A 24382-nucleotide genomic window follows, 5' to 3' on the forward strand; every position below is an offset into this window, starting at 1 on the left:
GCGCCGCAAGCAGGGCCAGAGGTGGCGCTGCTGACCGAGTTTTCATTCATGAGTGGATTCCTTGTTTTCGATCAGTGCTTGCCTTGAGGCGACTCCCCAACTGAGGTTTTGCTCGAAGCTGACGAGCTCGCGGGTTAAGCGAAAAAGTGCGCTCACTGCCTCCGAGAGTGAGAACGACACCACCTGGAAAAGCCAATCACCAACCAGGGGCTGGAAGGTGGAGCGCAGGTTGGGTTGGGTAGCCACGATTCCTCCTAAAAAATTTTTGGAAATACACAGACGCGGTGAACATCTGCGTGGTAATGGGTTGCTGTAGATCCCGTACATGAAGGACAACGAGGACGCTATCAACGCACACCAACAAGTTCAGACGCGGCGGATGCAAAACTTGCGCAGTCACTTTCGGATCACTGAGTGAAATCAGACTGCCAGTTGCTGTTGCGAGGTATCACCACTGGTTTCGATGCCGTATTTTTCCCTCGGGCTCATTCGAAAACAGTGGTGGACTAATTTCAGCATGTTCTGGAGTCGCTTTCGTCGTTGCGCATCGGTGATTGAATATCAGAAAATCCCTCGCCGGAGGGGCGTTGTTGAAGATGCCCGAGATAGGATGCGATATCCACATGGGGCGACTGCATCAGATCGAAAACAGCACCGGCTCATAGCTACACTCTTCTTTCGTCCCAGCTCTTCGAGGCATGAGGCGGGGCCGTGCGGCGGCATCGCGGTTTTGCACGTGGGATTCGTGAAGTCGGTGCGCAACTGAATGGCAGGGTGTGTGGGATAGGCCCTCTCGTAGCCAGCATGCTTTTGCTGGCCTGGGTTGGCCAGGGCCTTGTACGGATAGATCGGCGCCATTCGGGAAAGCCCTGATGGGTCGAAAGCTGGTGCATGAGTATCCACAGAATATGCCCCTCCTCGAACTTGATGATAGTGCACTATTGAAAAGTTCTGAAACTGTCGTTGTAGGAAAATTCCAATTGCACATGTGGTTTTTTCTTCAGGCTAAGATTATTCCTACGCTGCGATTTTAGTTTGACGGCTTTGCTGTTTTCGATCTTTTGGGGTTTAGGGTGACCATAGCGCAGTTCGAGGCTCACTGGTCGAATTTAAACTGTAAGTTAATATTGGTTGTCTCTCGTGGCCGATACTTTAGCCTTGGCAGGTAAGGTCGGTATTAAGCTTTTCTAAAACCTTGTGCATGAAGGGCTGTGGGCCTGCTCCTTCACCTTGCTTTTGGTGGTCGTGCCTTGCTCGGCTGGGTGGGGGGGCTGCGTCATGCTTGGAAGCCGAACGTCCGCGATTCGCTGCCCTCGAGATGGAGCCCAGCCTTCGCTTTGTGTAGGACTGAGATCAGAAGCAGGCGGGGGCGTGAGCAATCACCACGCGCACCGAGCCTGTAGCAACGTCGCGTGGATCTGGGGAGATGGCCGCAGCAGTAAGCTGAGCGTCGTAGGCATTGGTCGATGTTCCGACTGCTCAGTCGGGGAATGCTCAATGGTCGTACGTAGACGAGTGAGGATTTGACCTACAAGGATTTCGCCATGCCAAGCCCCTTGCTCGATTCCGCTGGCCTGCAAGTCGGCATGACGCAGTCGAACTGAGCCTCAGGCCCAGTAACCGAACGCCAGCAGCGCCGCGACCCCAAGCCCGACCGCCACGGAACACCCGCCCAACGACAGCGCCGCACGCCCGTTCCTGTACCAACCGTCCTGCCCCAGCTCCCGCGCGGGAGCCAGCAATTGCCGCCAGCGCAGCTCGGTGTCGTGAAACGCCTGCAGGTGTGCCAAGTCGGCATCCAGCCAGCGGCGGAAGTCGATGCGCTCGCAAGTGGTGGCTTCGGGGCTCTGCAGGCGGATGTACCATTGCGTGGCCACGTCGGCCAAGCTGTCGCCCCGCGGGCGAGCGGTCTGCAGGGCCTGGTTCATGTGCCGCTCGATACTGCGCAGCGGCAGGTCGAGGCGGCTGGCGATGCTGGCGAAATCGAGCTGATCCAGGCGATTGAGCAAAAACACCTGCTGCACGCGCCGTGGCAGGCGCTTGAGGCCATGCAGCAGGGCATCGTCGACCACGTGCTCGGCGGAGGGCGTGGGGTGCTCGAGGGGCAGCAGCAGACGGCTCATGGACAGCTCCTTGCTCGAAAAAGGGAGGGGTGGGGGCATCTTCCTTGACGCGAAATCAGCTTAGGCGAAACGAGATTGATTCTCAAGTGCTGATTCCGCAAAGATTTGTAATGAGCGTTCACGCCCTGACACACTTTTGCTATCATGCCGGCCATCAACGATCTTCATTAGCCTGAAGAGCCAAAAAAAAGACCCGGCAAAAAGCCGGGTCAAAAACCGTGATTAGCCTGATGAGGAGATAATCTGAGAGCGACCTAAGCTCCAGGTTATCCAGCGGATCTCGCGATCAGCTGAGTGCAATAATAATCGTTATCATTTGCAAGTCAAATGAATTTTCAGTCATTCGCTGAAAATTTTTTCGATGCACCTCCTCGACCCGGCCCACGGGCCTTTCGCCGCTACCTTTCCTTTCCTTCGAATGTTCGCTCGGCCCCTCGCGGTTCGGGCTGTTCTGCGTGTTCCAGCAGGGCTTTGGCCATCTCGATCATGTGTACCAATGCCATGGTCAGTTCCCGCGGGTTACCTTCCTGATGAGCAGCGGTGGCGTGGGCCGAGGCGGCAGCGCAGCGGAGCAGGGCGATGGCGTTGGCCATGATTTCCTCGTGGCTGACATCCTCGTTCAAGGTCCAGATCTTGTGCTGGATGGTCGACAGGGGTTGGGCGGGATTGAGGTAGTAATCGAGCGCGCGCCGGGCAGCATCGCTCTCGCTTTCTGTAACGGGCTTTTTCGGGGGTTTCATCCTGATACCTACGTATGCCAGAGATAGTGAGGGGAGGCTGATTCTAATACTTGTGGTATTTGCTCTGTTTGGAATAAATAATACTGAATGTTTATTGAGCGCCGGGAGGCAGCCCGTATCGTGCCAGCGATGAATATGGATAAATGGATTGCCCTCGTCCGTGACCGGCTCGAGGAACTCGATATCTCCCAGGAGCAACTCGCCGAACGCGTCGGGGTTTCCCAGGGCAGCGTGGGTCACTGGCTCTGCAAACGGCGCCAGCCCAAGGTCGACTCGATGAACCGGGTGTTCGTCGAGCTGGGCATGCCGCACTACCAAGTCAGCATGCAACTGCGGCTACTGGGGCAGGTAGGCGAGGACAGTGGCCATTACGCGCTCGATGACGAGGACGACGATGTCGACCTGATGCAATACATCGTCTGCTTCCGCTACCCCGTGCGTGCCTGGAGCGCGCTCGACGAGGTCGAGCCGCAAGTGCATGAGCCGTTCGAGCAGACCGAGTATTTCGCTCAGGGCAAGGCGTTCTGGCTGCCGGTGGAGAACGATGCCATGAGTTCGGCCAGTGGACGCAGCGTGCCGCAGGGCATGCGCATCCTGGTCGACCCGGGGCGCGAGGCCGAGGCGGGGCGCCTGGTGATCGCTCGGCTGCCGGGGAAGAAGGCCATTCTCCGCGAGCTGGCTGAAGAGGGTGGCCAGCGTTACCTGAAGGCGTTGAACAGCAATTACCCGGCACTGCTGTGCGAGGAAGGCTGCGAGTTCCTCGGCGTGGTGGTGCGGGTGCACGGTAGCTTCGATTGACCGGGAACTTCGACTGAACGGGCCCAGGGTTGGCTGAAATGGGACCATCCCAGCCAACCCAAGTCGGGTTCTATCCCGCAATCATTCCTCCAACTCCACCAGCACCGTTCCTTCGCTGACCATATCCCCTTCCTGGCAGAACAGCGCCTGCACCGTGCCGGCATGCGGCGCGCGGATACTGTGTTCCATCTTCATCGCCTCCAGCACCACCAAGGCAGTGCCGGCCTCCACCACTTGCCCCAGCTCGACCAGAACCCGCACGATGCTGCCGTTCATCGGCGCGCCCAGGCCGCCTTGGTGACCATGGCTGGCTTCGGCCGCGCTGATCGGATCGAACGCTTCGATGGCGTGCATTTCGCCGTCCCAGCGCAGGAACAAAGTATCGCCACGGCGCACCGCCAGGTAGCGGCGACGCAAGCCATCCAGGTCGTGGCACAACTGTTCGCCATCCAGCTGCCAAGCCGAGGGCGCGCTGCGCTCCAGGGCGACAGCCTGGTCCTGGCCGCCACTGCTCAGGTGCAGGCTGCTACGGGCCGGCAGGCCCAGGCGCAGGCCAGCCCGCTCGGCCCACGGCGAGTCGCTGTCGTCAGCACGGCGTTGCCTGGTCTCGCCTTGCAGCCAGGCTTCTGCTGCCGCTTCCCAGAACGGCGCCGGCAAGGCTTGCGCTGCCGGCAGCAATACCTGCTGGTGGCGGGCGATGAAACCGGTGTCCAACTCGGCCTCGGCAAAAGCGGGATGGGCGAGGATGCGGCGCAGGAAGCCGATGTTGGTCTTCAGCCCACCGATGGCGAATTCGTCGAGCATCGCCAGCAAACGCAGGCGTGCCTGTTCACGGTCCTGGCCCCAGGCGATCAGCTTGCCCAACATCGGGTCGTAGAACGGCGACACCACGTCGCCCTCGCTGACCCCGCTGTCCACCCGACGGCCCTCGCCAGGTGCCGATTCGCGGTACAGCGCCAGGCGCCCGGTGGCCGGCAGGAACTCGTTGGCCGGATCTTCGGCGTACAGCCGCACCTCGATGGCATGGCCGACCAGCGGCACCTGTTCCTGGGTGATCGGCAACGGTTCGCCGCAGGCGACGCGGATCTGCCAGGCCACCAGGTCGAGGCCGGTGATCGCCTCGGTGACCGGGTGCTCCACTTGCAGGCGGGTGTTCATCTCCATGAAGAAGAATTCGCCGCGGGCGTCGAGCAGGAATTCCACGGTGCCGGCGCCGACATAACCGATGGCCTGAGCCGCGCGCACCGCCGACTCACCCATGGCCTGGCGCAGTTCGCGAGACAGCCCCGGGGCGGGCGCTTCCTCGACCACCTTCTGGTGACGGCGCTGGATCGAGCAGTCACGCTCGTTCAGGTACAGGCAGTTGCCGTGCTGGTCGGCGAACACCTGGATCTCCACGTGGCGCGGCTTGAGCACGTATTTTTCCACCAGCATGCGGGCGTCGCCGAACGATGCTTGCGCTTCGCGTTGCGCCGAGGCCAGGGCGTCGGCCAGCTCGGCTTCGTGCTCGACCACTTTCATGCCTTTGCCGCCGCCGCCGGCACTGGCCTTGAGCAGCACCGGGTAGCCGATGCGCTCGGCGGCGGCGCGGAAGGTGTCGAGGTCCTGGGCTTCGCCGTGATAGCCCGGCACCAGGGGCACGCCGGCGGCTTCCATCAGCGCCTTGGCCGCCGACTTGCTGCCCATGGCGTCGATGGCGCTGGCCGGTGGGCCAAGGAAGATCAACCCGGCGGCCTCGATGGCGCGGGCGAAGCCGGCGTTTTCCGAAAGGAAGCCGTAGCCGGGGTGGATGGCCTGGGCGCCACTGGTCTTGGCCGCCGCCAGCAGCTTGTCGACCAGCAGGTAGCTGTCGGCGGCCTTGGTGCCGCCCAGGTCGACGCGGAGGTCCGCTTCACGGCTGTGCCGCGCGTCACGGTCGGTAGCGCTGTGCACGGCCACGGTGGTCAGGCCCATGGCCTTGGCGGTGCGCATCACCCGGCAGGCGATCTCGCCGCGGTTGGCGACCAGCAGGGTGGTCAGGGGAGGGCGGCTCATGGGCGCGGTTCCTTCTTGTCGTCGGTTTGCCAGGCAGGGCGGCGTTTTTCCAGGAAGGCGCGCAGGCCCTCTTGGCCTTCGGCGCTGACGCGGATGCGGGCGATGGTGTTTTCGCAGTAGCGGCGCAGCGCCGGGCTGAGCTCGCCGTCATCGACTTCCTGCAGCAGGTCCTTGGTCGCCCGCAGGGCCTGCGGGCTGTTGTGCAGCAGGTTGGCGACCCAGGCTTCGACCTGGGCCTCCAGTTCATTGGCCGGGTACACCTCGGCCAACAGCCCCAGCTCACGGGCGCGCACGCCACTGAAACGCTCGGCGGTGAGGCTGTAGCGCCGCGCCGCACGTTCGCCGATGGCCTTGACCACGAATGGGCTGATCACCGCCGGGGCCAGGCCAATGCGTACCTCCGACAGGCACAGTTGCGCGTCTTCGGCGCCGATGGCCATGTCGCAGCAAGCGATCAGGCCCAACGCACCGCCAAAGGCGGCGCCTTGCACCACGGCCAGGGTCGGGGCCTTGAGGCGGTGCAGGGCGTACATCAGCTCGCCGAGCTCATGGGCGTCTTCGAGGTTGCGATTGAAGTCCAGTTGCGCCGACTGCTGCATCCAGGCCAGGTCGGCGCCCGCACTGAAGTGCCGGCCACGGCCACGCAGCAGCAGAAAGCGCAGGCTGGGGTCTTCGGCAAGTTGGTCGAGGGCGCGGATCAGCTCACCGATCATCTGGGCGTTGAAGGCGTTGTTCTTGTCCTCGCGGCTCAGCCACAGGGTGGCGTAGCCGCGCGGGTCGCGAATCACTTCGAGGGTGCTGAAATCGCTCATGGGTCACATCCGGAAGATGCCGAAGCGGCTCTGTTCGATCGGGGCGTTCAGCGCGGCCGACAGGGCCAGGCCGAGCACATCGCGGGTCTGCGCCGGGTCGATGACGCCGTCGTCCCACAGCCGGGCGCTGGAGTAGTAGGGGTGGCCCTGGCGCTCATACTGGTCGAGGATCGGCTGCTTGAGGCTGGCCTCGTCGGCGGCGCTGAAGGACTGGCCGCTGCGCTCGCTCTGCTCGCGCTTGACCTGGGCCAGCACCCCGGCGGCCTGTTCGGCGCCCATCACGCCAATGCGCGCATTGGGCCACATCCACAGGAAGCGCGGGTCGTAGGCGCGCCCGCACATGCCATAGTTGCCGGCACCGAAGCTGCCGCCGATGATCACCGTGAACTTCGGCACCTGGGCGCAGGCCACGGCGGTGACCAGCTTGGCGCCGTGCTTGGCGATACCGCCTTCCTCGTACTTCTTGCCGACCATGAAGCCGGTGATGTTCTGCAGGAACAGCAGCGGGATGCCGCGCTGGCAGGCCAGTTCGATGAAGTGCGCGCCTTTTTGCGCGGCTTCGGCGAAGAGGATGCCGTTGTTGGCCAGGATCGCCACCGGGTAGCCGTGCAGGTGGGCGAAGCCGCACACCAGGGTGGTGCCGAACAGGGCCTTGAACTCATCGAACACCGAGCCATCGACCAGGCGGGCGATCACCTCGCGCACATCGAACGGCTGCTTGGCATCGGCTGGCACCACGCCGTACAGCTCCTCGGTGGCATACAGCGGGGCCACCACTGGCCGGCACTGCACCTGGCCGAGCTTGTGCCAGTTGAGGTTGGCAACGCTACGCCGAGCCAGGGCCAGGGCGTGTTCGTCGTTGTCGGCGTAGTGGTCGGCAACGCCGCTGGTGCGGCAGTGCACGTCGGCGCCGCCGAGGTCCTCGGCGCTCACCACCTCACCGGTGGCAGCCTTCACCAACGGTGGCCCGGCGAGGAAGATGGTGGCTTGCTGGCGCACCATGATCGCTTCGTCGGCCATGGCCGGCACGTAGGCGCCACCGGCGGTGCAGGAGCCCATGACCACGGCGATCTGCGGGATGCCCAGGGCGCTCATGTTGGCCTGGTTGAAGAAGATTCGCCCGAAATGTTCGCGGTCGGGGAACACCTCGTCCTGGCGCGGCAGGTTGGCGCCGCCGGAGTCGACCAGGTAGATGCATGGCAGGCGGTTTTGCAGGGCGATGGTCTGCGCACGCAGGTGTTTCTTCACCGTCAGCGGGTAGTAGGAGCCGCCTTTGACCGTGGCGTCGTTGGCCACGATCATGCATTCGACGCCTTCCACGCGGCCGATGCCGGCGATCACACCGGCTGCCGGGACGTCCTCGCCGTACACCTCATGGGCCGCCAGCTGGCCGATTTCGAGAAACGCCGAGCCTGGGTCGAGCAGGCGGTCGATGCGTTCGCGCGGCAGCAGCTTGCCGCGCGAGGTATGCCGCTCCTGGGCCTTCGGCCCGCCGCCCTGACTGACCTGGGCGAGCAGGCCGCGCAAGGCCTGCACCTGCTCGAGCATGGCCGCGCTGTTGCCGGCGAATTCCGCCGAGCGCGGGTTGATCTGGGTGTGCAAGGTAGCCATGTGCGTCGTCCCTCGTGCTCAGCGGGTTTCGTTGAACAGTTCGCGACCGATCAGCATCCGGCGGATTTCGCTGGTGCCGGCGCCGATTTCGTAAAGCTTGGCATCGCGCAGCAGGCGGCCTGCCGGGAATTCGTTGATGTAGCCGTTGCCACCGAGGATCTGGATCGCCTCCAGGGCCATCTGGGTGGCGCGCTCGGCGGTGTAGAGGATCACCCCGGCGGCATCCTTGCGGGTGGTCTCGCCGCGGTCGCAGGCCTGGGCCACGGCATACAGGTAGGCGCGGCTGGCGTTGAGCTGGGTGTACATGTCGGCGATCTTGCCCTGGATCAGCTGGAATTCGCCGATGCTCTGGCCGAACTGCTTGCGGTCATGGATGTACGGCACTACAAGGTCCATGCAGCTTTGCATGATGCCGGTGGGGCCGCCGGAGAGCACCACGCGCTCGTAGTCCAGGCCGCTCATCAACACGCGCACGCCGCCGTTGAGCTGGCCGAGGATGTTTTCTTCCGGCACCTCCACGCCATCGAAGAACAGCTCGCAGGTGTTGGAGCCGCGCATACCCAGCTTGTCGAACTTGTTGCTGCGCGAGAAGCCTTTCCAGTCACGCTCGACGATGAATGCGGTGATGCCGTGGGCACCCTTGTCCAGGTCGGTCTTGGCGTAGATCACATAGGTGTTGGCGTCGGGACCGTTGGTGATCCAGGTCTTGCTGCCGTTGAGCACGTAGTGGTCGCCGCGTTTCTCGGCGCGCAGCTTCATCGATACCACGTCGGAGCCGGCGTTGGGCTCGCTCATGGCCAGGGCGCCGATGTGCTCGCCGCTGATCAGCTTGGGCAGGTACTTGAGCTTCTGCTCATGGCTGCCGTTGCGGTTGATCTGGTTGACGCAGAGGTTGGAGTGGGCGCCATAGGATAGGGCTACGGAGGCCGAGCCGCGGCTGATCTCTTCCATCGACACCACGTGGGCCAGATAGCCCAGGCCGGCGCCGCCGTATTCTTCGGCCACGGTGATACCGAGCAGGCCCATGTCGCCGAACTTGCGCCACATGTCGGCGGGGAACAGGTTGTCGTGGTCGATCTGCGCGGCGCGCGGCGCCAGTTCGGTGGCGACGAAGGTGCGCACCTGGTCGCGGAGCATGTCGATGGTTTCGCCCAGGGCGAAGTTCAGGGAGGGGTAATGCATCTGGGGGCACCTTGTTGTTCTTGATATGTGGGTTGAACCGACCTTGCTGCCGTTGCACCGTGCTCTGTAGGAGCGGGTTTACCCGCGAAAGCGCCGGCCGCAACGACGGCGATGACGGGTCGATCGCTTTCGCGGGTAAACCCGCTCCTACAAGGGGCATCGACCGACCGGCAAGGTAGGTACTGTTTATCACCTTTACGTTAACGTAAACCTGCCTCGAAGCACTGTCAATCGACTTATGACCTTTACGTAAACGTTAATCTGCGCCAGAGTATCCCCACCCGCTTCAGCCCGTGCCCAGAACAAACACAAGAAGGGACACCCATGAGTCAACCAAGCTATACCCGCGGCCGCCAGGACCAGCCGCTGCTGAGCCTGACCATCGGCCAGGCATTCGATGCCACCGTCGCCCGCCACCCTGATGGCGAAGCGTTGGTGTCGCGTCACCAGGGCCTGCGCTACAACTGGCGGCAACTGGCCGAACAGGTCGACCTGCATGCGCGGGCGTTGATGGCCCTGGGCGTCGAGCGTGGCGACCGGGTCGGGATCTGGTCGCCCAACTGTGCTCAGTGGTGCATCCTGCAACTGGCCACGGCGAAGGTCGGTGCGGTCCTGGTCAACATCAACCCAGCCTATCGCGTAGCCGAACTCGAGTACGCGCTGCGCCAGTCCGGCTGCCGCTGGCTGGTGTGCGCCGATGCCTTCAAGACCTCCGACTACCACGCCATGGTCCAGGCCCTGGTGCCGGAACTGGCCGCTGCAGCGTTGGGCGCGCTGGCCTGCGAGGCACTGCCCGAGCTACGCGGGGTCATCAGCCTGGCCGACTGCCCGCCGCCTGGGTTCCTGGCGTGGCAGGCGCTCGCCGCACGGGCAGAAGGCACCAGCACCGAGTCTTACCAGGCCCGTCAACAGGGGCTGCACTGCGAGCAGCCGGTGAACATCCAGTACACCTCCGGCACCACCGGTGCGCCCAAGGGCGCCACGCTGAGCCACTACAACATCCTCAACAACGGGTTCATGGTCGGCCAGAGCCTGGGCCTGAGCAGCGCCGACCGCATGGTGATCCCGGTACCGCTGTACCACTGCTTCGGCATGGTCATGGCCAACCTCGGCTGCATCACCCACGGCAGCACCATGATCTACCCCAACGATGCCTTCGACGCTGAGCTGACCTTGCGCGCCGTGGCCGAAGAGCGTGCCAGCATCCTCTATGGCGTGCCCACCATGTTCATCGCCATGCTCGACCATCCGTCACGCAATGGCCTGGACCTGTCGACCCTGCGCAGCGGCATCATGGCCGGCGCCACCTGCCCGATCGAGGTCATGCGCCGGGTCATCGACCAGATGCACATGGCCGAGGTACAGATTGCCTATGGCATGACCGAAACCAGCCCGGTCTCGCTGCAGACCGGCCCCGACGATGAACTGGAACTGCGTGTGACCACCGTCGGCAGGACCCACCCGCAGTTGGAGACCCAATTGCTGGATGGCGAAGGGCGCGTGGTCGCGCGTGGCGAGATCGGCGAGCTGTGCACCCGCGGCTACAGCGTGATGCTCGGCTACTGGGACAACCCGCAGGCCACGGCCGAGGCCATCGACGCCGATGGCTGGATGCATTCCGGTGACCTGGCGGTGATGGACGAGCAGGGTTACGTGCGCATCGTCGGGCGCAACAAGGACATGATCATCCGCGGCGGTGAGAACATCTATCCGCGCGAGCTGGAGGAGTTCTTCTACACCCACCCGGCAGTGGCCGATGCCCAGGTGATCGGCATTCCTTGCCAGCGCTATGGCGAAGAAGTGGTTGCCTGGATCAAGCTGCATCCCGGTCACAGCGCCACCGTGGAAGAGCTGCAAGGGTGGTGCAAGGCGCGCATCGCCCACTTCAAGGTGCCCCGGCATTTCCGCTTCGTCGACGAGTTCCCGATGACGGTCACCGGCAAGGTGCAGAAATTCCGCATGCGCGAGATCAGCGTGGCGGAGCTGGTGGCTTCGCCTGTTGGATGATGGATTGATGTGCGGGCCTATTCGCGGGTAAACCCGCTCCTACACGGCCTCCTGTAGGAGCGGGTTTACCCGCGAATAGGCCCGCACAACCTCCAACGCCAACCTTGGCTATCCTCTATGCCTTCACCGGTGGTTCATCGCTCGGCGGGTCGCCAACCGTCGGCGGCACGGTCGGCTTGATCGGCAGCTCGTCCGGGTCTTCCTCCGGCACGGGTGGCGGCAGGCTCGGGTCGTCGATGTTGGGGTCGGGTGTCTCCGGTGGAATGGGAATGTTCATGGCCTGACCTCGCAGGGGTGGATTGAAGAGGTGCTGCAGGCTCTGACTGCTGGCAGTGGCCATTCGCTCAATTTTTTTGAACCCCGTGCGTGTGCCTGGCTCTGAACCCTTACCGCCACCAGCTTAAGGGAGCATGGTCCGATGTCACGAAACGAGCCCTTCGAAAGCGTGCCCATGGCGAACGACCATCCGCACCAGGCCATCAGCCTGGCTCAGGCGCTGCTGGCGCCGCGCATCGTGATCGAAGACACCCAGCCCGTGCTCGATGCCGGCACCTTTCCCGCCAAGGCCATCAGCGGCCAGCCGGTCGCGGTCGCCAGCAAGGTCTACAGCGATGGCCACGATCGCCTGGCGGTGATGCTGCAATGGCGCCAGGCGCACAGTGAGCGCTGGCATTGCGTGCCGATGCAGTCGCCGGGGAATGACGTATGGTTGGCCGAATTCACCCCGATAGAACTGGGTCCGCACCTGTTCAGCATCGTCGCCTGGATCGACCCGTTCGCCACCTATTGCCACGACCTGGAGAAGAAGTACCACGCCGGCGTCGAGCTCAAGCTGGAGCTGGAGGAAGGGCGCCTGATGCTCGGCAAGGGTGTCGAGCTCAGCGAGGGCGTGCTGCGCGATGAGCTGGCCGCCTTGCAGCAGCGCCTGATGACCTTGTCCGCCGACGACCAGGTGGCGCTGTTGCTCAGCCGCGACACCACGCGGCTGATGGCCGAGGCCGAGCATCGCAGCTACCTGACCCGCAGCCCGGAGTTTGCCCTGGACGTCGACCGCCCGGCCGCGCAGTTCGCCAGCTGGTACGAGCTGTTTCCCCGCTCGATCACCGACAGCGCCGAGCGCCACGGCACGTTCAACGACGTGCACGAACGCCTGCCGATGATCCGCGACATGGGCTTCGACGTGCTGTATTTCCCGCCCATCCACCCCATCGGCAGCCAGCACCGCAAGGGCCGCAACAATGCCTTGCAGGCCGAGCCGGGCGACCCCGGCAGCCCCTACGCGATCGGCAGCCCCGAGGGCGGCCACGAGGCCATTCACCCGCAGCTGGGCAGCCGCGAGGACTTTCGTCGGCTGGTGGCCGCTGCCGCCGAGCATGGCCTGGAGATCGCCCTGGACTTCGCCATCCAGTGCTCGCAAGACCACCCCTGGCTCAAGGAACACCCCGGTTGGTTCAGTTGGCGCCCGGATGGCACCATCCGCTACGCCGAGAACCCGCCCAAGAAGTACCAGGACATCGTCAACGTCGATTTCTACGCGCCCGACGCCGTGCCCTCGTTGTGGCTGGCTTTGCGCGATGTGGTGGTCGGCTGGGTCCGGGAGGGGGTCAAGACCTTCCGCGTCGACAACCCGCACACCAAGCCGCTGCCGTTTTGGCAATGGCTGATCGCCAATGTGCGCAGCCAGCACCCGGAGGTGATCTTCCTCGCCGAGGCGTTCACCAAGCCGGCGATGATGGCGCGCCTGGGCAAGGTCGGTTATGCCCAGAGCTACACCTACTTCACCTGGCGCAACCACAAGCAGGAGCTGCGCGAGTATTTCGAGCAGCTCAACCAGCCGCCGTGGAGCCAATGCTACCGGCCCAACTTCTTCGTCAACACGCCCGACATCAACCCGTACTTCCTGCACGACTCGGGCCGCGCCGGCTTTCTCATCCGTGCCGCCCTGGCGACCATGGGCTCAGGCCTGTGGGGCATGTATTCGGGTTTCGAGCTGTGCGAAAGTGCAGCGCTGCCGGGCAAGGAGGAATACCTGGATTCGGAGAAGTACCAGATCCGCCCCCGGGACTTCACCCAGCCGGGCAACATCATTGCCGAGATCGCCCAGCTCAACCGTATCCGCCGGCAGAACCCCGCGTTGCAGACGCACCTGGGCGTGGCGTTCTTCAACTGCTGGAACGACAACATCCTGTACTTCGCCAAGCGCACCGCCAAGCGCGACAACTACATCCTGGTAGCCATCAGCCTGGACCCGCACAACGTGCAGGAAGCCCACTTCGAGTTGCCGCTGTGGGAACTGGGGCTGGGCGACGATGCCGAAACCCATGGCGAGGACCTGATGAACGGCCACCGTTGGTCGTGGTATGGCAAGACCCAATGGATGCGCATCGACCCTGGACACCTGCCGTTCGGCATCTGGCGCATCGAAAAGGCCCATTGATGGTAGAGCGCTGGCCCTGTAGGAGCGGGTTCACCCGCGAAGAAGGCAACGCGGTGAATGGCACCGGCTTTGCCGGTGTTCGCGGGTGAGCCCGCTCCTACAGGGGCGTCGTCGTCGATGCGAACTCGAATTTGAAAGGAGTCACCCATGGCCAAGCGTTCACGCCCTGCAGCTTTCATCGACGACCCGCTGTGGTACAAGGACGCCGTCATCTACCAGCTGCACGTCAAGTCGTTCTTCGATGCCAACAATGACGGCATCGGCGACTTCGCCGGCCTGATCGGCAAGCTCGACTACATCGCCGAGCTGGGCGTCAACACCCTCTGGCTGCTGCCGTTCTACCCCTCGCCACGGCGCGACGATGGCTATGACATTGCCGGGTACAAGGCCGTGCATCCAGACTACGGCAGCATGGCCGATGCCCGTCGTTTCATCACCGAAGCGCACAAGCGCGGCCTGCGCGTGATCACCGAGCTGGTCATCAACCACACGTCCGACCAGCACCCCTGGTTCCAGCGTGCCCGTCATGCCAAGCGCGGCAGCAAGGCCCGCAGCTTCTACGTGTGGTCGGACGATGACCAGCACTACGATGGCACGCGGATCATCTTCCTCGACACCGAGAAGTCCAACTGGACCTGGGACCCGGTGGCCGGCCAGTACTTCTGGCACCGCTTCTACTCACATCAGCCGGACCTCAACTTCGACAATCCGCAGGTGCTCAAGGCGGTGATCGGGGTGATGCGCTTCTGGCTCGACCTGGGTGTCGACGGCCTGCGCCTGGATGCCATCCCGTACCTGATCGAGCGCGACGGCACTAATAACGAGAACCTCCCCGAGACCCACCAGGTGCTCAAGGCGATCCGCGCCGAGATCGACGCCAACTACCCCGACCGCATGCTCCTGGCCGAGGCCAACCAATGGCCCGAGGACACCCGGCCGTACTTCGGCGAAGGCGAGGGCGACGAATGCCACATGGCCTTCCACTTCCCGTTGATGCCGCGCATGTACATGGCCCTGGCCATGGAAGATCGCTTCCCGATCACCGACATCCTGCGCCAGACGCCTGAGATTCCCGCCAATTGCCAGTGGGCGATCTTCCTGCGCAACCACGATGAGCTGACCCTGGAAATGGTCACCGACCGGGAACGCGACTACCTGTGGAACTACTACGCAGAGGATCGCCGCGCGCGCATCAACCTGGGCATCCGCCGGCGCCTGGCCCCGCTGCTGCAACGCGATCGCCGGCGCATCGAACTGCTGACCAGCCTGCTGCTGTCGATGCCGGGCACGCCGACCCTGTACTACGGCGACGAACTGGGCATGGGCGACAACATCTACCTGGGTGATCGCGATGGCGTGCGCACGCCGATGCAATGGTCGCCCGACCGCAACGGCGGCTTCTCCCGCGCCGACCCGCAGCGTCTGGTGCTGCCGCCGATCATGGACCCGTTGTACGGCTACCAGACGGTCAACGTCGAGGCCCAATCCCACGACCCGCATTCGCTGCTCAACTGGAACCGTCGCCTGCTGGCGGTGCGCAATCAGCAGAAGGCGTTTGGCCGCGGCAGCCTGCGCCTGCTGACCCCGAGCAACCGGCGCATCCTGGCCTACATCCGCGAGTACACCGGCGCAGATGGCAATACCGAGGTGATCCTGTGCGTGGCCAACGTGTCGCGCGCCGCCCAGGCCGCCGAACTGGACCTTTCGCCGTACGCCGACCAGGTGCCGGTGGAGATGCTCGGCGGCAGTGCCTTCCCGCCGATTGGCCAACTGCCGTTCCTGCTGACCCTGCCACCTTATGGCTTCTACTGGTTCCTGCTGGCGAGCCACGATCGCATGCCCAGCTGGCACACCCCGCCCACGGAGGGCCTGCCCGAATTGACTACCCTCGTGCTGCGCAAACGTATGGAAGAGCTGCTCGAATCGCCTTCGCGCGACACCTTGCAGCAGACCATCCTGCCGCAATACCTGCCCAAGCGCCGCTGGTTCGCCGGCAAGGAGGGGCCCATCGATCAGGTGCGCCTGAGCTATGGCGTGCGCTTCGACACCGCCACGACACCCGTGCTGATTGGCGAACTGCAGGTGCTCAGCGAGGGCACGGCCAGCCAGTACCTGCTGCCGTTCGGCCTGCTCGCCGAAGAACAGATCAATAGCGCGCTGCCTCAGCAACTGGCCTTGGCGCGAGTACGCCGCGGTCGCCAGGTGGGCTTGATCACCGATGCCTTCGTCCTCGAACCGTTCATCCGCGCCGTGTTGGCAGCCTGCCAGAAGGGCCTGCAGCGCAGCTGCGGCGACGGCCTGGGCACGATGCATTTCCACAGCAACGAGGCGCTGGCGGGGATCGAGCTGGATGAGCAGAGCGACGTGCGCTATCTCAGCGCCGAGCAGTCCAACAGCTCGGTGGTGATCGGCGATCGGGTGGTGCTCAAGCTGATCCGTCGGGTCAATCCGGGCATCCACCCCGAACTGGAAATGAGCGCGTACCTGACCGCCGCAGGTTTTGCCAACATCTCGCCGCTGCTGGCCTGGGTCAGCCGCGAAGACGCCCAGGGCACGCCGCACCTGCTGATGATCGCCCAAGGCTACCTGAACAACCAGGGCGATGCCTGGGCCTGGACCCAGAACACCCTGGAACGTGCCATTCGCGATGAAATGGAACCCGCCAGCGCCGAGCCCGAGGCGCATACCAACGCCCTGGCCGAACTGGCAGGCTTCGCCGCGTTGCTCGGCCAGCGTCTGGGCGAAATGCACTTGCTGCTGGCTGCGCCGACCGAGGACCCGGCGTTTGCGCCGCGTATCAGCGATGCCGATGACAGCGTACGCTGGAGCCAGCAGATTGGCGCCGAACTCGGCCATGCCCTCGATTTGCTGGTGCAGCATCGCGAGGGGCTCGACAGCGACAGCCAAGCCCTGGTCGACGATCTGCAACAGCAGCGCGAAGGCCTGGCCGCGCATGTCCAGAGCCTCGCCGAACAGGCCCAGGGCGGCCTGCTGATGCGGGTGCATGGCGACTTGCACCTGGGCCAGGTGCTGGTGGTGCAAGGTGACGCCTACCTGATCGATTTCGAGGGCGAACCTTCGCGCCCGCTGGACGAGCGCCGGGCGATGCACAGCCCCTACAAGGACGTCAGCGGTGTGCTGCGATCCTTCGACTATGCTGCTGCCATGGTCCTGCGCAGTGCCTCGGCAAGCGACCTGTCCGACCCCGCGCGCCAAGCCCGGCAGCGGGTGGCGCGCCAGTACCTGCACCAGGCGCGGCATGCCTTCGTCGAAGCCTATGGGCTGGCTACCGCAGCCTTGCCGCATGCCTGGCAACAGGCCGAAGGGGAGCGCGCAGCACTGGAGTTGTTCTGCCTGGAAAAAGCAGCCTACGAAATCACTTACGAAGCCGAAAACCGTCCAAGCTGGCTGGCCGTGCCCTTGCATGGCCTGCATGGACTGATCAGTACCTGGGGAGAGTCATAGATGAACGCAACCATGCGTGACAACGGCGGCCTTCGGCAGCAGGACCTCGATGGCCTGGCCCGCGCCGAGCACGCCGATCCATTCGCGGTGCTCGGCCCGCACGACGATGGGGCAGGGGGAATGTGGGTACGAGCCTTCCTGCCCAATGCGTTGAGTGTTCGGCTCGTGGCGCGCCACGACGGGCGCATCCTCGCCGAGATGGAGCAGGGCAAGCTGCCTGGATTGTTCACCGCACACTTGAACGAGGCCCACCCCTATCTGCTGCAGATCGGTTGGGCCGGTGGCGAGCAAGTGACCGAAGACCCCTACAGCTTTGGCCCGCAACTGGGCGACATGGACCTGTACCTGTTCGCCGAGGGCAACCACCGCGACCTGTCCGGGCGCTTTGGCGCGCAGCTGATGGACGTCGACGGCATCGCCGGGGTGTGCTTCTCAGTGTGGGCGCCGAATGCCCGGCGGGTGTCGGTGGTGGGCGATTTCAACAACTGGGACGGCCGCCGCCACCCCATGCGCCTGCGCCACAGTGCCGGAATCTGGGAGTTGTTCGTGCCGCGCCTGGGCGAGGGCGAGACCTACAAGTTCGAGGTGCTGGGCCAGGAGGGGGTGTTGCCGCTCAAGGCCGACCCGCTGGCCCGCGCCACCGAGTTGCCGCCGAGTACCGCTTCCAAGGTAGCCCCGGCGTTGAACCACCCCTGGAGCGATCACGACTGGATGGCCCAGCGTGCCCAGCGCCATGCCTACAGCGCCCCGCTGTCGATCTACGAACTGCATCCAGGCTCCTGGCGCTGCGAAACCGACGATCTGGGCGAGGTCGCGCGCTACTACAACTGGCGCGAGCTGGCCGAGCGGCTGGTGCCCTATGTGCAGGACCTGGGGTTCACCCACATCGAGCTGCTGCCGATCATGGAGCACCCCTTTGGTGGTTCGTGGGGGTACCAGCCGCTGTCGCTGTTCGCGCCGACCTCACGCTACGGCACTGCGCAAGACTTCGCCGCCTTCGTCGACGCCTGCCACCAGGGTGGCATCGGCGTGATTCTCGACTGGGTGCCGGCGCATTTCCCCACCGACGAGCATGGCCTGGCGCGCTTCGACGGCACGGCGCTCTACGAATACGACAACCCGCTGGAGGGTTTCCACCAGGACTGGAACACGCTGATCTACAACCTCGGGCGCAACGAGGTGCGTGGCTTCATGCTGGCCTCGGCACTGCACTGGCTCAAGCACTTCCACATCGACGGCCTGCGCGTCGACGCGGTGGCCTCGATGCTCTATCGCGACTATTCACGCAAGGCCGGCGAATGGGTACCCAACCGCCATGGCGGGCGGGAGAACCTCGAGGCCATCGACTTCATCCGCCACCTCAACGGGGTGGTGGAACACGAGGCACCGGGGGCCTTGATCATCGCCGAGGAGTCGACCGCCTGGCCGGGCGTCAGCCAGCCGATCCAGCAGGGCGGGCTGGGCTTTGGCTACAAGTGGAACATGGGCTGGATGCATGACACCTTGCACTACATCCAGAACGATCCGGTGCACCGCACCTACCACCACAACGAGATGAGCTTCGGGCTGATCTATGCCTATTCCGAGCACTTCATCCTGCCGATTTCCCACGACGAGGTGGTGCACGGCAAGCATTCGCTGATCGACAAGATGCCCGGCGACCGCTGGCAGAAGTTCGCCAACCTGCGGGCCTACCTGGCCTTCATGTGGACCCACCCGGGCAAGAAGCTGCTGTTCATGGGCTGCGAGTTCGGCCAGTGGCGCGAGTGGAACCACGACCAGCAGTTGGACTGGTACCTGTTGCAGTACCCCGAGCACCAAGGCGTGCAGCGTCTGGTCGGCGACCTCAACCGCCTGTACCGCGAACTGCCTGCCCTGCACGAGCAGGACTGCCAGCCCCAGGGCTTCCAGTGGCTGATCGGCGACGACGCGCAGAACAGCGTGTTCGCCTGGCTGCGCTGGAGCAGCAGCGGCGAGCCATTGCTGGTGGTGGCCAACTTCACCCCGGTGCCGCGCGAGGGGTACCGCATCGGCGTGCCGTTCGGCGAACGTTGGCAGGAGTTGCTCAACAGCGATGCCGAACTGTATGCCGGGTCGAACGTGGGCAACCTGGGGGTGGTGGAGAGCGAGCAGGTCAGCAGCCATGGGCAGCCGCTGTCGCTGGGTCTCAACCTTCCGCCGCTGGGAGTATTGGTGCTGAAGCCGGCCTGATCGGTTGGCTGTGCCGGCCTCTTCGCGGCGGTTCGGCGCCTCGATGAACCCGCTCCTACACGTTTCATGTAGGAGCGGGTTTACCCGCGAAGAGGCCAGGCCTGCCTACCACCGCATCCGCACCCCAAGGCTACCGATCAACCCATTCAGATCATTGTCATCCACGTCGCTGCTGTAATCGGCGCTGACGAACAACGCCACCGTCGGCGTGACCCGCGCCACCAGCCCCAGGCCCAGTTCCACCGTGGTCGAATAGCGCGAGCTGGAAATCTTGTCGACCTGGTCCAGCTTCACCTCGCCCCCTTCGTTGAAGTCATACCAGACGTTGGTCCGCACGTAGGGCTCGATGGGCATCCCACGCACTTCATAGCGCCCGGACAACTTGGCACCGACCCGGCCGCTCCAGCTCGGCTGGCTGTCGAACGCCCGCAAGGTTTGCTCCTGCACCTGGCTACCTGGGAAGAACTGCTGGTTGATCAACTGCGCCTGCGGCTCGATCACCCAGCTGTTACTCAGTCTGATCGGGTAACCGCCCTCCAGCGAGAAGGTCATCGCATGGCCGCTGTCGTCCAGGCGCTGGCCGTTCTCGCCACGGCCGTTGATGTCGATGCGCGAGCCCATGGCCACGGCATCGACGTGCCAGCCGCGCTCATGGGTCATGCTCCAGTACACGCCCAGGCTCTCGCCGCTGAGGTTGACGGCGTTACGCTGCTTGTCGCCGAGCAGCGGGCGCATGCCATTGAAACTGCTCTGCAGGTTGTTGTGGCCGACGAAGATCCCGGCCCGGTGCACGTTGCCGCCGGCGCTCTCGCGCACGAACAGGTCCGGCCCGATCATCAGTTGCTGGCTGGGTGCTTCGAGTTGCTCGGGCGGCTGGGCGCCTTGGCGCGGCGCGCCGGGGAAGAACTGCGCCCATTGGCTGGCGACCAGGTCCATCGGCGCCTGCCCATGGCGTGCGCTCATCTGGTCGGAGAATGCCTGCAAGGTGCCCAGGTTCACGCCGCTGGCACTGATCGGGTCCAGCGACAATTGCGGCACCGCCGCCAGCGTCAGGAAATTGGGCGAGGCGGGGTCTCCCTGCAATTCGAACGCGAAGGTTTCCACCGGGGTTGCCAGAAGCAGCGACGTGGAAACCGCGTAGAAAATGCGATCGAAACGCAAGGGAGTCGAGGTGCTCTTCATGGCGGATCTCCTGTTTTTTTATGTTGAACAGCCCAATGACCTGGCCTGATGTCTCGAGCTGTACGACTGAAACAGGAGCGACCCAAACCAGCGCGCCAGCCTTGCTCAGCGCGCACGAAGGCGCGAGCTAGAGGCTCGGCACGAGTATTTACCAATACGGTATTGTTCAGCTAAGGAGAGGTCGGCGCTTGCGTCAAGAAAGCGTGAAGGCTATGTGCAAGGGTTGTGATATCGGCTAACTCATTGTTTCAACAGGGTATTGAGAAGGATATAGCCAACTTCGCTATTTGCCCGGGTGCCGCTATGCCGAATCATTGCTAGAGGTGCACTTCCACCGCCAGCGGCAGGTGATCGGACAGGTGCGTCCAGGGCTTGTGACCGAGGATCTGTGGCACATGGCTATCGGCATTGCGCAGGTAGATGCGGTCCAGGCGCAGTAACGGCATGCGCGCCGGATAGGTGCGCGCGAGCCGGCCATTGTGACGCTCGAAGGCCTCGTGCAAGCCTGGATGCAGGCGCAGCGCCTGGTTGCCTCGCAATTGCCAGTCGTTGAAATCGCCGGCGACGATCACCGGGTCGTCATCGGGCAAGCCGTCGAGCAGGGTGCGCAGCAGTTGCAGTTGTTTCTGGCGGTGACTTTCGAGCAGTGACAGGTGCACGCACACCGCGTGCACCTGGCGCCCGCCCGGCACGTCCAGCACGCAATGCAACAGGCCGCGACGTTCGGGCCCGGTGATCGAGACATCCAGATTACGATGTTCGAGGATCGGGTACTTCGACAGCAGTGCATTGCCGTGGTGGCCATCGGGGTAGACGGCATTGCGGCCGTAGGCGAAATCGCTCCACATGCTGTCGGCGAGAAACTCGTACTGGGACGTCTGTGGCCAGCCGGGGTAGCGGGCGGCATGGCGGTCGTGGCTGCCCAGCACCTCCTGAAGGAACACCACGTCGGCCTGGGTGCTGCGCACCGCTTCGCGCAGCTCTGGCAGGATGAAGCGCCGGTTGAAGGCGGTGAAGCCCTTATGGGTATTGACCGTCAACACGCGCAGGCGGTGGACGGCGGGGGCCTGGTCGACGTTGAGGAAACCCGGCTTGCCGGCTTCGGAATTCACGATGGCTCCTCTGGACGGAGGGCGCCGGCACCTGCGGCGAGTAAGCCACCGCAGGCACCGCCCGTTACTACCTGGGACCGGCCACGCCGAGCCAGGTTCACTCAGTCCTCTTCGCGTTGCAGCACGAACAGCAACAGTGAGCGCCCGGTCACCTCGAAGGTGGTGTCGAACGCCAGGTGCTGCGGCTTGCGCAGCTCGGGCCGATCCGTGTCCACCAGGCAACTCCAGTAGTCGCCTTCGGGCACCGCCGGCAACAGGAAGGGTACGGTATCGTGGTGGGCATTGACGATGAGCAGCATGGTCGCCTCGGCACCGGGGCGGGCGATGCCGCTGACCTGGGCACGACCGTCCATGAGCATGCCCAGGCAACGCCCGTGGGGGTCTTCCCATTGCTCCACGCTCATCTCGTTGCCATCGGGCGCCAGCCAGGTCACGTCCTTGACGCCGATCGCTTCGTTGTAGTCGCCCACCAGGAAGCGCGAGCGGCGCAGCACCGGGTAGGCCAGACGCAGGCGGGTCAGGCGCTTGACGAAAGCCAGCAGCTCGGTGCCTTGCTCGTCCAGTTCCCAGTTGATCCAGCCGATCTCGCTGTCCTGGCAATAGGCATTGTTGTTGCCATGCTGGGTGCGGCTGAACTCGTCGCCAGCGACGATCATCGGCGTGCCTTGGGCAAACAGCAGGGTGGCGAAGAAGTTGCGCATCTGGCGCATGCGCAGGGCGTTGATCTCGGCATCGTCGGTGGGCCCTTCGGCCCCGCAGTTCCATGACAGGTTGTTGTCGGTGCCGTCCTGGTTGTTCTCGTCGTTGTCCTCATTGTGCTTCTGGTTGTACGAGACCAGGTCGCGCAGGGTGAAGCCGTCGTGGGCGGTGATGAAGTTGACCGACGAGTAGGGGCGCCGGCCGCGGTTGTTGAACATGTCGCCCGAGGCGGTCATGCGCGCGGCGAACTCGGCCAACTGACCTTCGTCGCCTTTCCAGAAGGCCCGCACGGTGTCGCGGAAGCGGTCGTTCCATTCTGCCCAGCCGGGGGCGAAATTCCCCACCTGGTAGCCGCCCGGGCCGCAGTCCCAGGGCTCGGCGATCAGCTTGACCTGGCTCAGCAACGGGTCCTGGCGACAGGCGACGAGAAAACCGTGACGTTCGCTATAGCCCTCGTGGTAGCGTCCGAGGATGGTCGCCAAGTCGAAGCGGAAGCCATCCACGTGCATTTCGCCGGCCCAGTAGCGCAGCGAGTCGGTCACCAGTTGCAGCACGCAGGGGTGGCTGAGGTCGAGGGTATTGCCGGTGCCTGAATCGTTGATGTAGTAGCGCTTGTCGTCGGGCATCAGGCGGTAGTACGAGGCGTTGTCGATGCCGCGCATCGACAGCGTGGGGCCCAGCTCGTTGCCCTCGGCGGTGTGGTTGTAGACCACGTCGAGGATCACCTCCAGGCCGGCATCGTGCAGGTGCGCGACCATTTCCTTGAACTCGGCGATCTTGCCGCTGGCCAGGTAGGTCGGGTGTGGCGCGAAGAAGGCGATGCTGTTGTAGCCCCAGTAGTTGTTCAGGCCCTTTTGCAGCAGGTGCTGGTCGTTGACGAAGGCATGGATGGGCAGCAGCTCGATACTGGATACGCCCAGATCCTTGATGTGCTTGAGCAGCTCGTCGTTGGCCAGGCCGCCGAAGGTGCCACGCAGTTTTTCCGGCACCGCCGGATGGCGCATGCTGATGCCCTTGGTATGGGCTTCGTAGACGATGGTGCGCTCCCAGGGTATCTGCACGCGCTGGTCGCGGCCCCAGGTGAAGGCCGGGTCGATGACCTTGCACTTGGGCACGAACGGGGCACTGTCGCGCTCGTCGAAACTGAGATCGCCGTCGGGGTGCCCGATGGTATAGCCGAACAGTGCTTCGGACCACTTGAGGTCGCCCACCAGTTGTTTGGCATAGGGGTCGATCAGCAGCTTATTGGGGTTGAAGCGGTGACCGTTTTCCGGCTCGTAGGGCCCATGCACGCGGTAGCCATAGACCTGGCCTGGGTGCGCATCGGGCAGGTAGCCGTGGTAGATCTCGTCGGTGTACTCAGGGAGCTCGATGCGTTCCAGCTCCTTTTCGCCTGTGGAATCGAACAGGCACAGCTCGACCTTGGTGGCATTGGCCGAGAACAGGGCGAAGTTGACGCCCAGGCCGTCCCAGGTGGCGCCAAGGGGAAAAGGCGAGCCCTCACGGATGCGCGAAGGAGCGACGGAGCGGGTTTTCTTTGGGGTGCGGGGACTCATGGCGTTCCTCGTGAGGGCCAGGGGAAAGGGGTATGGTTGCGCAATTCGGCGCCGGCCTCTTCGCGGGCTTGCCCGCGAAGGGGCCGGTACAGGCTCAGCTGGCAGCGGGCTTTCTAGCGGCCCTGGGCTTCTTCACTGCCGCGGGCTTTTCTGCTGCAGGCGAGGCGACCTTGGCTTTGGCCGCCGCCGGCGCTGCCTTGGGCGCCGCCGCGACCTTTGGCTCGGGCGCAGCCTTGGGCTTTGCCGGTGCGCGTTTGCGAGGCGTAGCCTTGGGCGCTAGCGCTTCGGCTTCAGCCAGCTTGCGCGCCATCTCCCAGTGACGCTCCTCGTGCCCCTCGGGTTTTCCTTCCGATTCCCAGATCTGGTAGGCAAATTCGCGAACTCGTTTTTCATCGACACTCATCACGACGCTC

Annotated in this window: 17 protein-coding genes; 5 read left to right on the top strand and 12 right to left on the bottom strand. The window is 64.1% G+C overall.

The window, feature by feature from the left end; genetic code table 11:
- Positions 1 to 42: 42 nt before the first annotated feature.
- The 3 genes from IAE37_RS09680 to IAE37_RS09690 all read right to left on the bottom strand — a co-directional run bounded on the left by IAE37_RS09680 (position 43) and on the right by IAE37_RS09690 (position 2863).
- Complete coding sequence (locus tag IAE37_RS09680) at positions 43 to 246, bottom strand: hypothetical protein (RefSeq protein ID WP_201172754.1); 204 nt, start codon at positions 244 to 246, stop codon at positions 43 to 45.
- A 1361-nt stretch (positions 247 to 1607) separates the two neighbouring features.
- Complete coding sequence (locus tag IAE37_RS09685; RefSeq protein ID WP_201172756.1) at positions 1608 to 2123, bottom strand: DUF4880 domain-containing protein; 516 nt, start codon at positions 2121 to 2123, stop codon at positions 1608 to 1610.
- A 398-nt stretch (positions 2124 to 2521) separates the two neighbouring features.
- Entirely contained in the window at positions 2522 to 2863 is a 342-nt protein-coding gene (locus IAE37_RS09690) for a DUF6124 family protein (protein ID WP_201172758.1), read from the bottom strand.
- Positions 2864 to 2950: 87 nt separating this feature from the next.
- On the opposite strand from IAE37_RS09690, the gene IAE37_RS09695 reads away from it, so the two are divergent.
- Positions 2951 to 3661: a LexA family transcriptional regulator gene (locus IAE37_RS09695; protein WP_201172760.1), complete on the top strand. Its 711-nt coding sequence runs from the start codon at positions 2951 to 2953 to the stop codon at positions 3659 to 3661.
- Positions 3662 to 3742: 81 nt separating this feature from the next.
- Here IAE37_RS09695 and IAE37_RS09700 read toward each other — a convergent pair whose 3' ends face one another.
- The 4 genes from IAE37_RS09700 to IAE37_RS09715 are packed head-to-tail and all read right to left on the bottom strand — an operon-like array spanning position 3743 to position 9300.
- Positions 3743 to 5695 (bottom strand): acetyl/propionyl/methylcrotonyl-CoA carboxylase subunit alpha, encoded by a 1953-nt coding sequence (locus IAE37_RS09700; protein ID WP_201172763.1) that lies wholly within the window; start codon positions 5693 to 5695, stop codon positions 3743 to 3745.
- Positions 5692 to 6507, bottom strand: coding sequence for a gamma-carboxygeranoyl-CoA hydratase (locus IAE37_RS09705; RefSeq protein ID WP_201172765.1), 816 nt, complete (start codon positions 6505 to 6507; stop codon positions 5692 to 5694). The genes IAE37_RS09700 and IAE37_RS09705 overlap by 4 nt, the downstream gene beginning before the upstream one ends.
- A gap of 3 nt (positions 6508 to 6510) precedes the next feature.
- Complete coding sequence (locus tag IAE37_RS09710) at positions 6511 to 8118, bottom strand: carboxyl transferase domain-containing protein (RefSeq protein WP_201172766.1); 1608 nt, start codon at positions 8116 to 8118, stop codon at positions 6511 to 6513.
- An 18-nt stretch (positions 8119 to 8136) separates the two neighbouring features.
- The gene (locus IAE37_RS09715; RefSeq protein WP_201172767.1) at positions 8137 to 9300 is read right to left on the bottom strand and encodes an isovaleryl-CoA dehydrogenase; all 1164 of its coding nucleotides are present in this window, start codon (positions 9298 to 9300) and stop codon (positions 8137 to 8139) included.
- A gap of 324 nt (positions 9301 to 9624) precedes the next feature.
- Here IAE37_RS09715 and IAE37_RS09720 point away from each other — a divergent pair, with 324 nt between their 5' ends.
- Positions 9625 to 11307 (top strand): AMP-binding protein, encoded by a 1683-nt coding sequence (locus tag IAE37_RS09720; protein ID WP_201172768.1) that lies wholly within the window; start codon positions 9625 to 9627, stop codon positions 11305 to 11307.
- A gap of 115 nt (positions 11308 to 11422) precedes the next feature.
- Here IAE37_RS09720 and IAE37_RS09725 read toward each other — a convergent pair whose 3' ends face one another.
- Positions 11423 to 11584, bottom strand: a complete 162-nt coding sequence (locus IAE37_RS09725; protein WP_201172769.1) for a hypothetical protein — start codon at positions 11582 to 11584, stop codon at positions 11423 to 11425.
- A gap of 141 nt (positions 11585 to 11725) precedes the next feature.
- Here IAE37_RS09725 and IAE37_RS09730 point away from each other — a divergent pair, with 141 nt between their 5' ends.
- The 3 genes from IAE37_RS09730 to glgB all read left to right on the top strand — a co-directional run bounded on the left by IAE37_RS09730 (position 11726) and on the right by glgB (position 19420).
- Positions 11726 to 13744 (top strand): alpha-1,4-glucan--maltose-1-phosphate maltosyltransferase, encoded by a 2019-nt coding sequence (locus tag IAE37_RS09730; protein WP_201172770.1) that lies wholly within the window; start codon positions 11726 to 11728, stop codon positions 13742 to 13744.
- A gap of 147 nt (positions 13745 to 13891) precedes the next feature.
- Entirely contained in the window at positions 13892 to 17209 is a 3318-nt protein-coding gene (gene treS / locus IAE37_RS09735) for a maltose alpha-D-glucosyltransferase (RefSeq protein WP_201172771.1), read from the top strand.
- On the top strand, positions 17210 to 19420 hold the full coding sequence (gene glgB, locus IAE37_RS09740; protein ID WP_201172773.1) for a 1,4-alpha-glucan branching protein GlgB: 2211 nt from the start codon (positions 17210 to 17212) through the stop codon (positions 19418 to 19420).
- Between the two features lie 105 nt (positions 19421 to 19525).
- Here the strand turns inward: glgB and IAE37_RS09745 are convergent, their stop codons facing one another.
- From IAE37_RS09745 to IAE37_RS09760, 4 genes are all read right to left on the bottom strand, one after another.
- Entirely contained in the window at positions 19526 to 20602 is a 1077-nt protein-coding gene (locus IAE37_RS09745) for an autotransporter domain-containing protein (RefSeq protein WP_201172776.1), read from the bottom strand.
- 317 nt (positions 20603 to 20919) lie between these two features.
- Positions 20920 to 21714, bottom strand: a complete 795-nt coding sequence (locus tag IAE37_RS09750; RefSeq protein ID WP_201172778.1) for an endonuclease/exonuclease/phosphatase family protein — start codon at positions 21712 to 21714, stop codon at positions 20920 to 20922.
- 101 nt (positions 21715 to 21815) lie between these two features.
- Positions 21816 to 23969 (bottom strand): glycogen debranching protein GlgX, encoded by a 2154-nt coding sequence (gene glgX, locus IAE37_RS09755; protein ID WP_201172780.1) that lies wholly within the window; start codon positions 23967 to 23969, stop codon positions 21816 to 21818.
- A 94-nt stretch (positions 23970 to 24063) separates the two neighbouring features.
- On the bottom strand, positions 24064 to 24375 hold the full coding sequence (locus tag IAE37_RS09760; RefSeq protein WP_201172782.1) for a DUF2934 domain-containing protein: 312 nt from the start codon (positions 24373 to 24375) through the stop codon (positions 24064 to 24066).
- Positions 24376 to 24382 lie beyond the last annotated feature (7 nt).

It is taken from the genome of Pseudomonas sp. S31, assembly GCF_016648105.1.
In the GTDB taxonomy this organism is placed as follows: Bacteria; Pseudomonadota; Gammaproteobacteria; order Pseudomonadales; family Pseudomonadaceae; genus Aquipseudomonas.

Bases quoted from the DNA above. Each gene is read 5' to 3' on its own strand.
- glgX (WP_201172780.1), bottom strand. From the start codon at position 23,969: ATGAGTCCCCGCACCCCAAAGAAAACCCGCTCCGTCGCTCCTTCGCGC.
- treS (WP_201172771.1), top strand. From the start codon at position 13,892: ATGGCCAAGCGTTCACGCCCTGCAGCTTTCATCGACGACCCGCTGTGG.
- IAE37_RS09700 (WP_201172763.1), bottom strand. From the start codon at position 5,695: ATGAGCCGCCCTCCCCTGACCACCCTGCTGGTCGCCAACCGCGGCGAG.
- IAE37_RS09710 (WP_201172766.1), bottom strand. From the start codon at position 8,118: ATGGCTACCTTGCACACCCAGATCAACCCGCGCTCGGCGGAATTCGCC.
- IAE37_RS09745 (WP_201172776.1), bottom strand. From the start codon at position 20,602: ATGAAGAGCACCTCGACTCCCTTGCGTTTCGATCGCATTTTCTACGCG.
- IAE37_RS09685 (WP_201172756.1), bottom strand. From the start codon at position 2,123: ATGAGCCGTCTGCTGCTGCCCCTCGAGCACCCCACGCCCTCCGCCGAG.
- IAE37_RS09690 (WP_201172758.1), bottom strand. From the start codon at position 2,863: ATGAAACCCCCGAAAAAGCCCGTTACAGAAAGCGAGAGCGATGCTGCC.
- glgB (WP_201172773.1), top strand. From the start codon at position 17,210: ATGAACGCAACCATGCGTGACAACGGCGGCCTTCGGCAGCAGGACCTC.
- IAE37_RS09715 (WP_201172767.1), bottom strand. From the start codon at position 9,300: ATGCATTACCCCTCCCTGAACTTCGCCCTGGGCGAAACCATCGACATG.
- IAE37_RS09725 (WP_201172769.1), bottom strand. From the start codon at position 11,584: ATGAACATTCCCATTCCACCGGAGACACCCGACCCCAACATCGACGAC.
- IAE37_RS09695 (WP_201172760.1), top strand. From the start codon at position 2,951: ATGTTTATTGAGCGCCGGGAGGCAGCCCGTATCGTGCCAGCGATGAAT.
- IAE37_RS09705 (WP_201172765.1), bottom strand. From the start codon at position 6,507: ATGAGCGATTTCAGCACCCTCGAAGTGATTCGCGACCCGCGCGGCTAC.
- IAE37_RS09720 (WP_201172768.1), top strand. From the start codon at position 9,625: ATGAGTCAACCAAGCTATACCCGCGGCCGCCAGGACCAGCCGCTGCTG.
- IAE37_RS09730 (WP_201172770.1), top strand. From the start codon at position 11,726: ATGTCACGAAACGAGCCCTTCGAAAGCGTGCCCATGGCGAACGACCAT.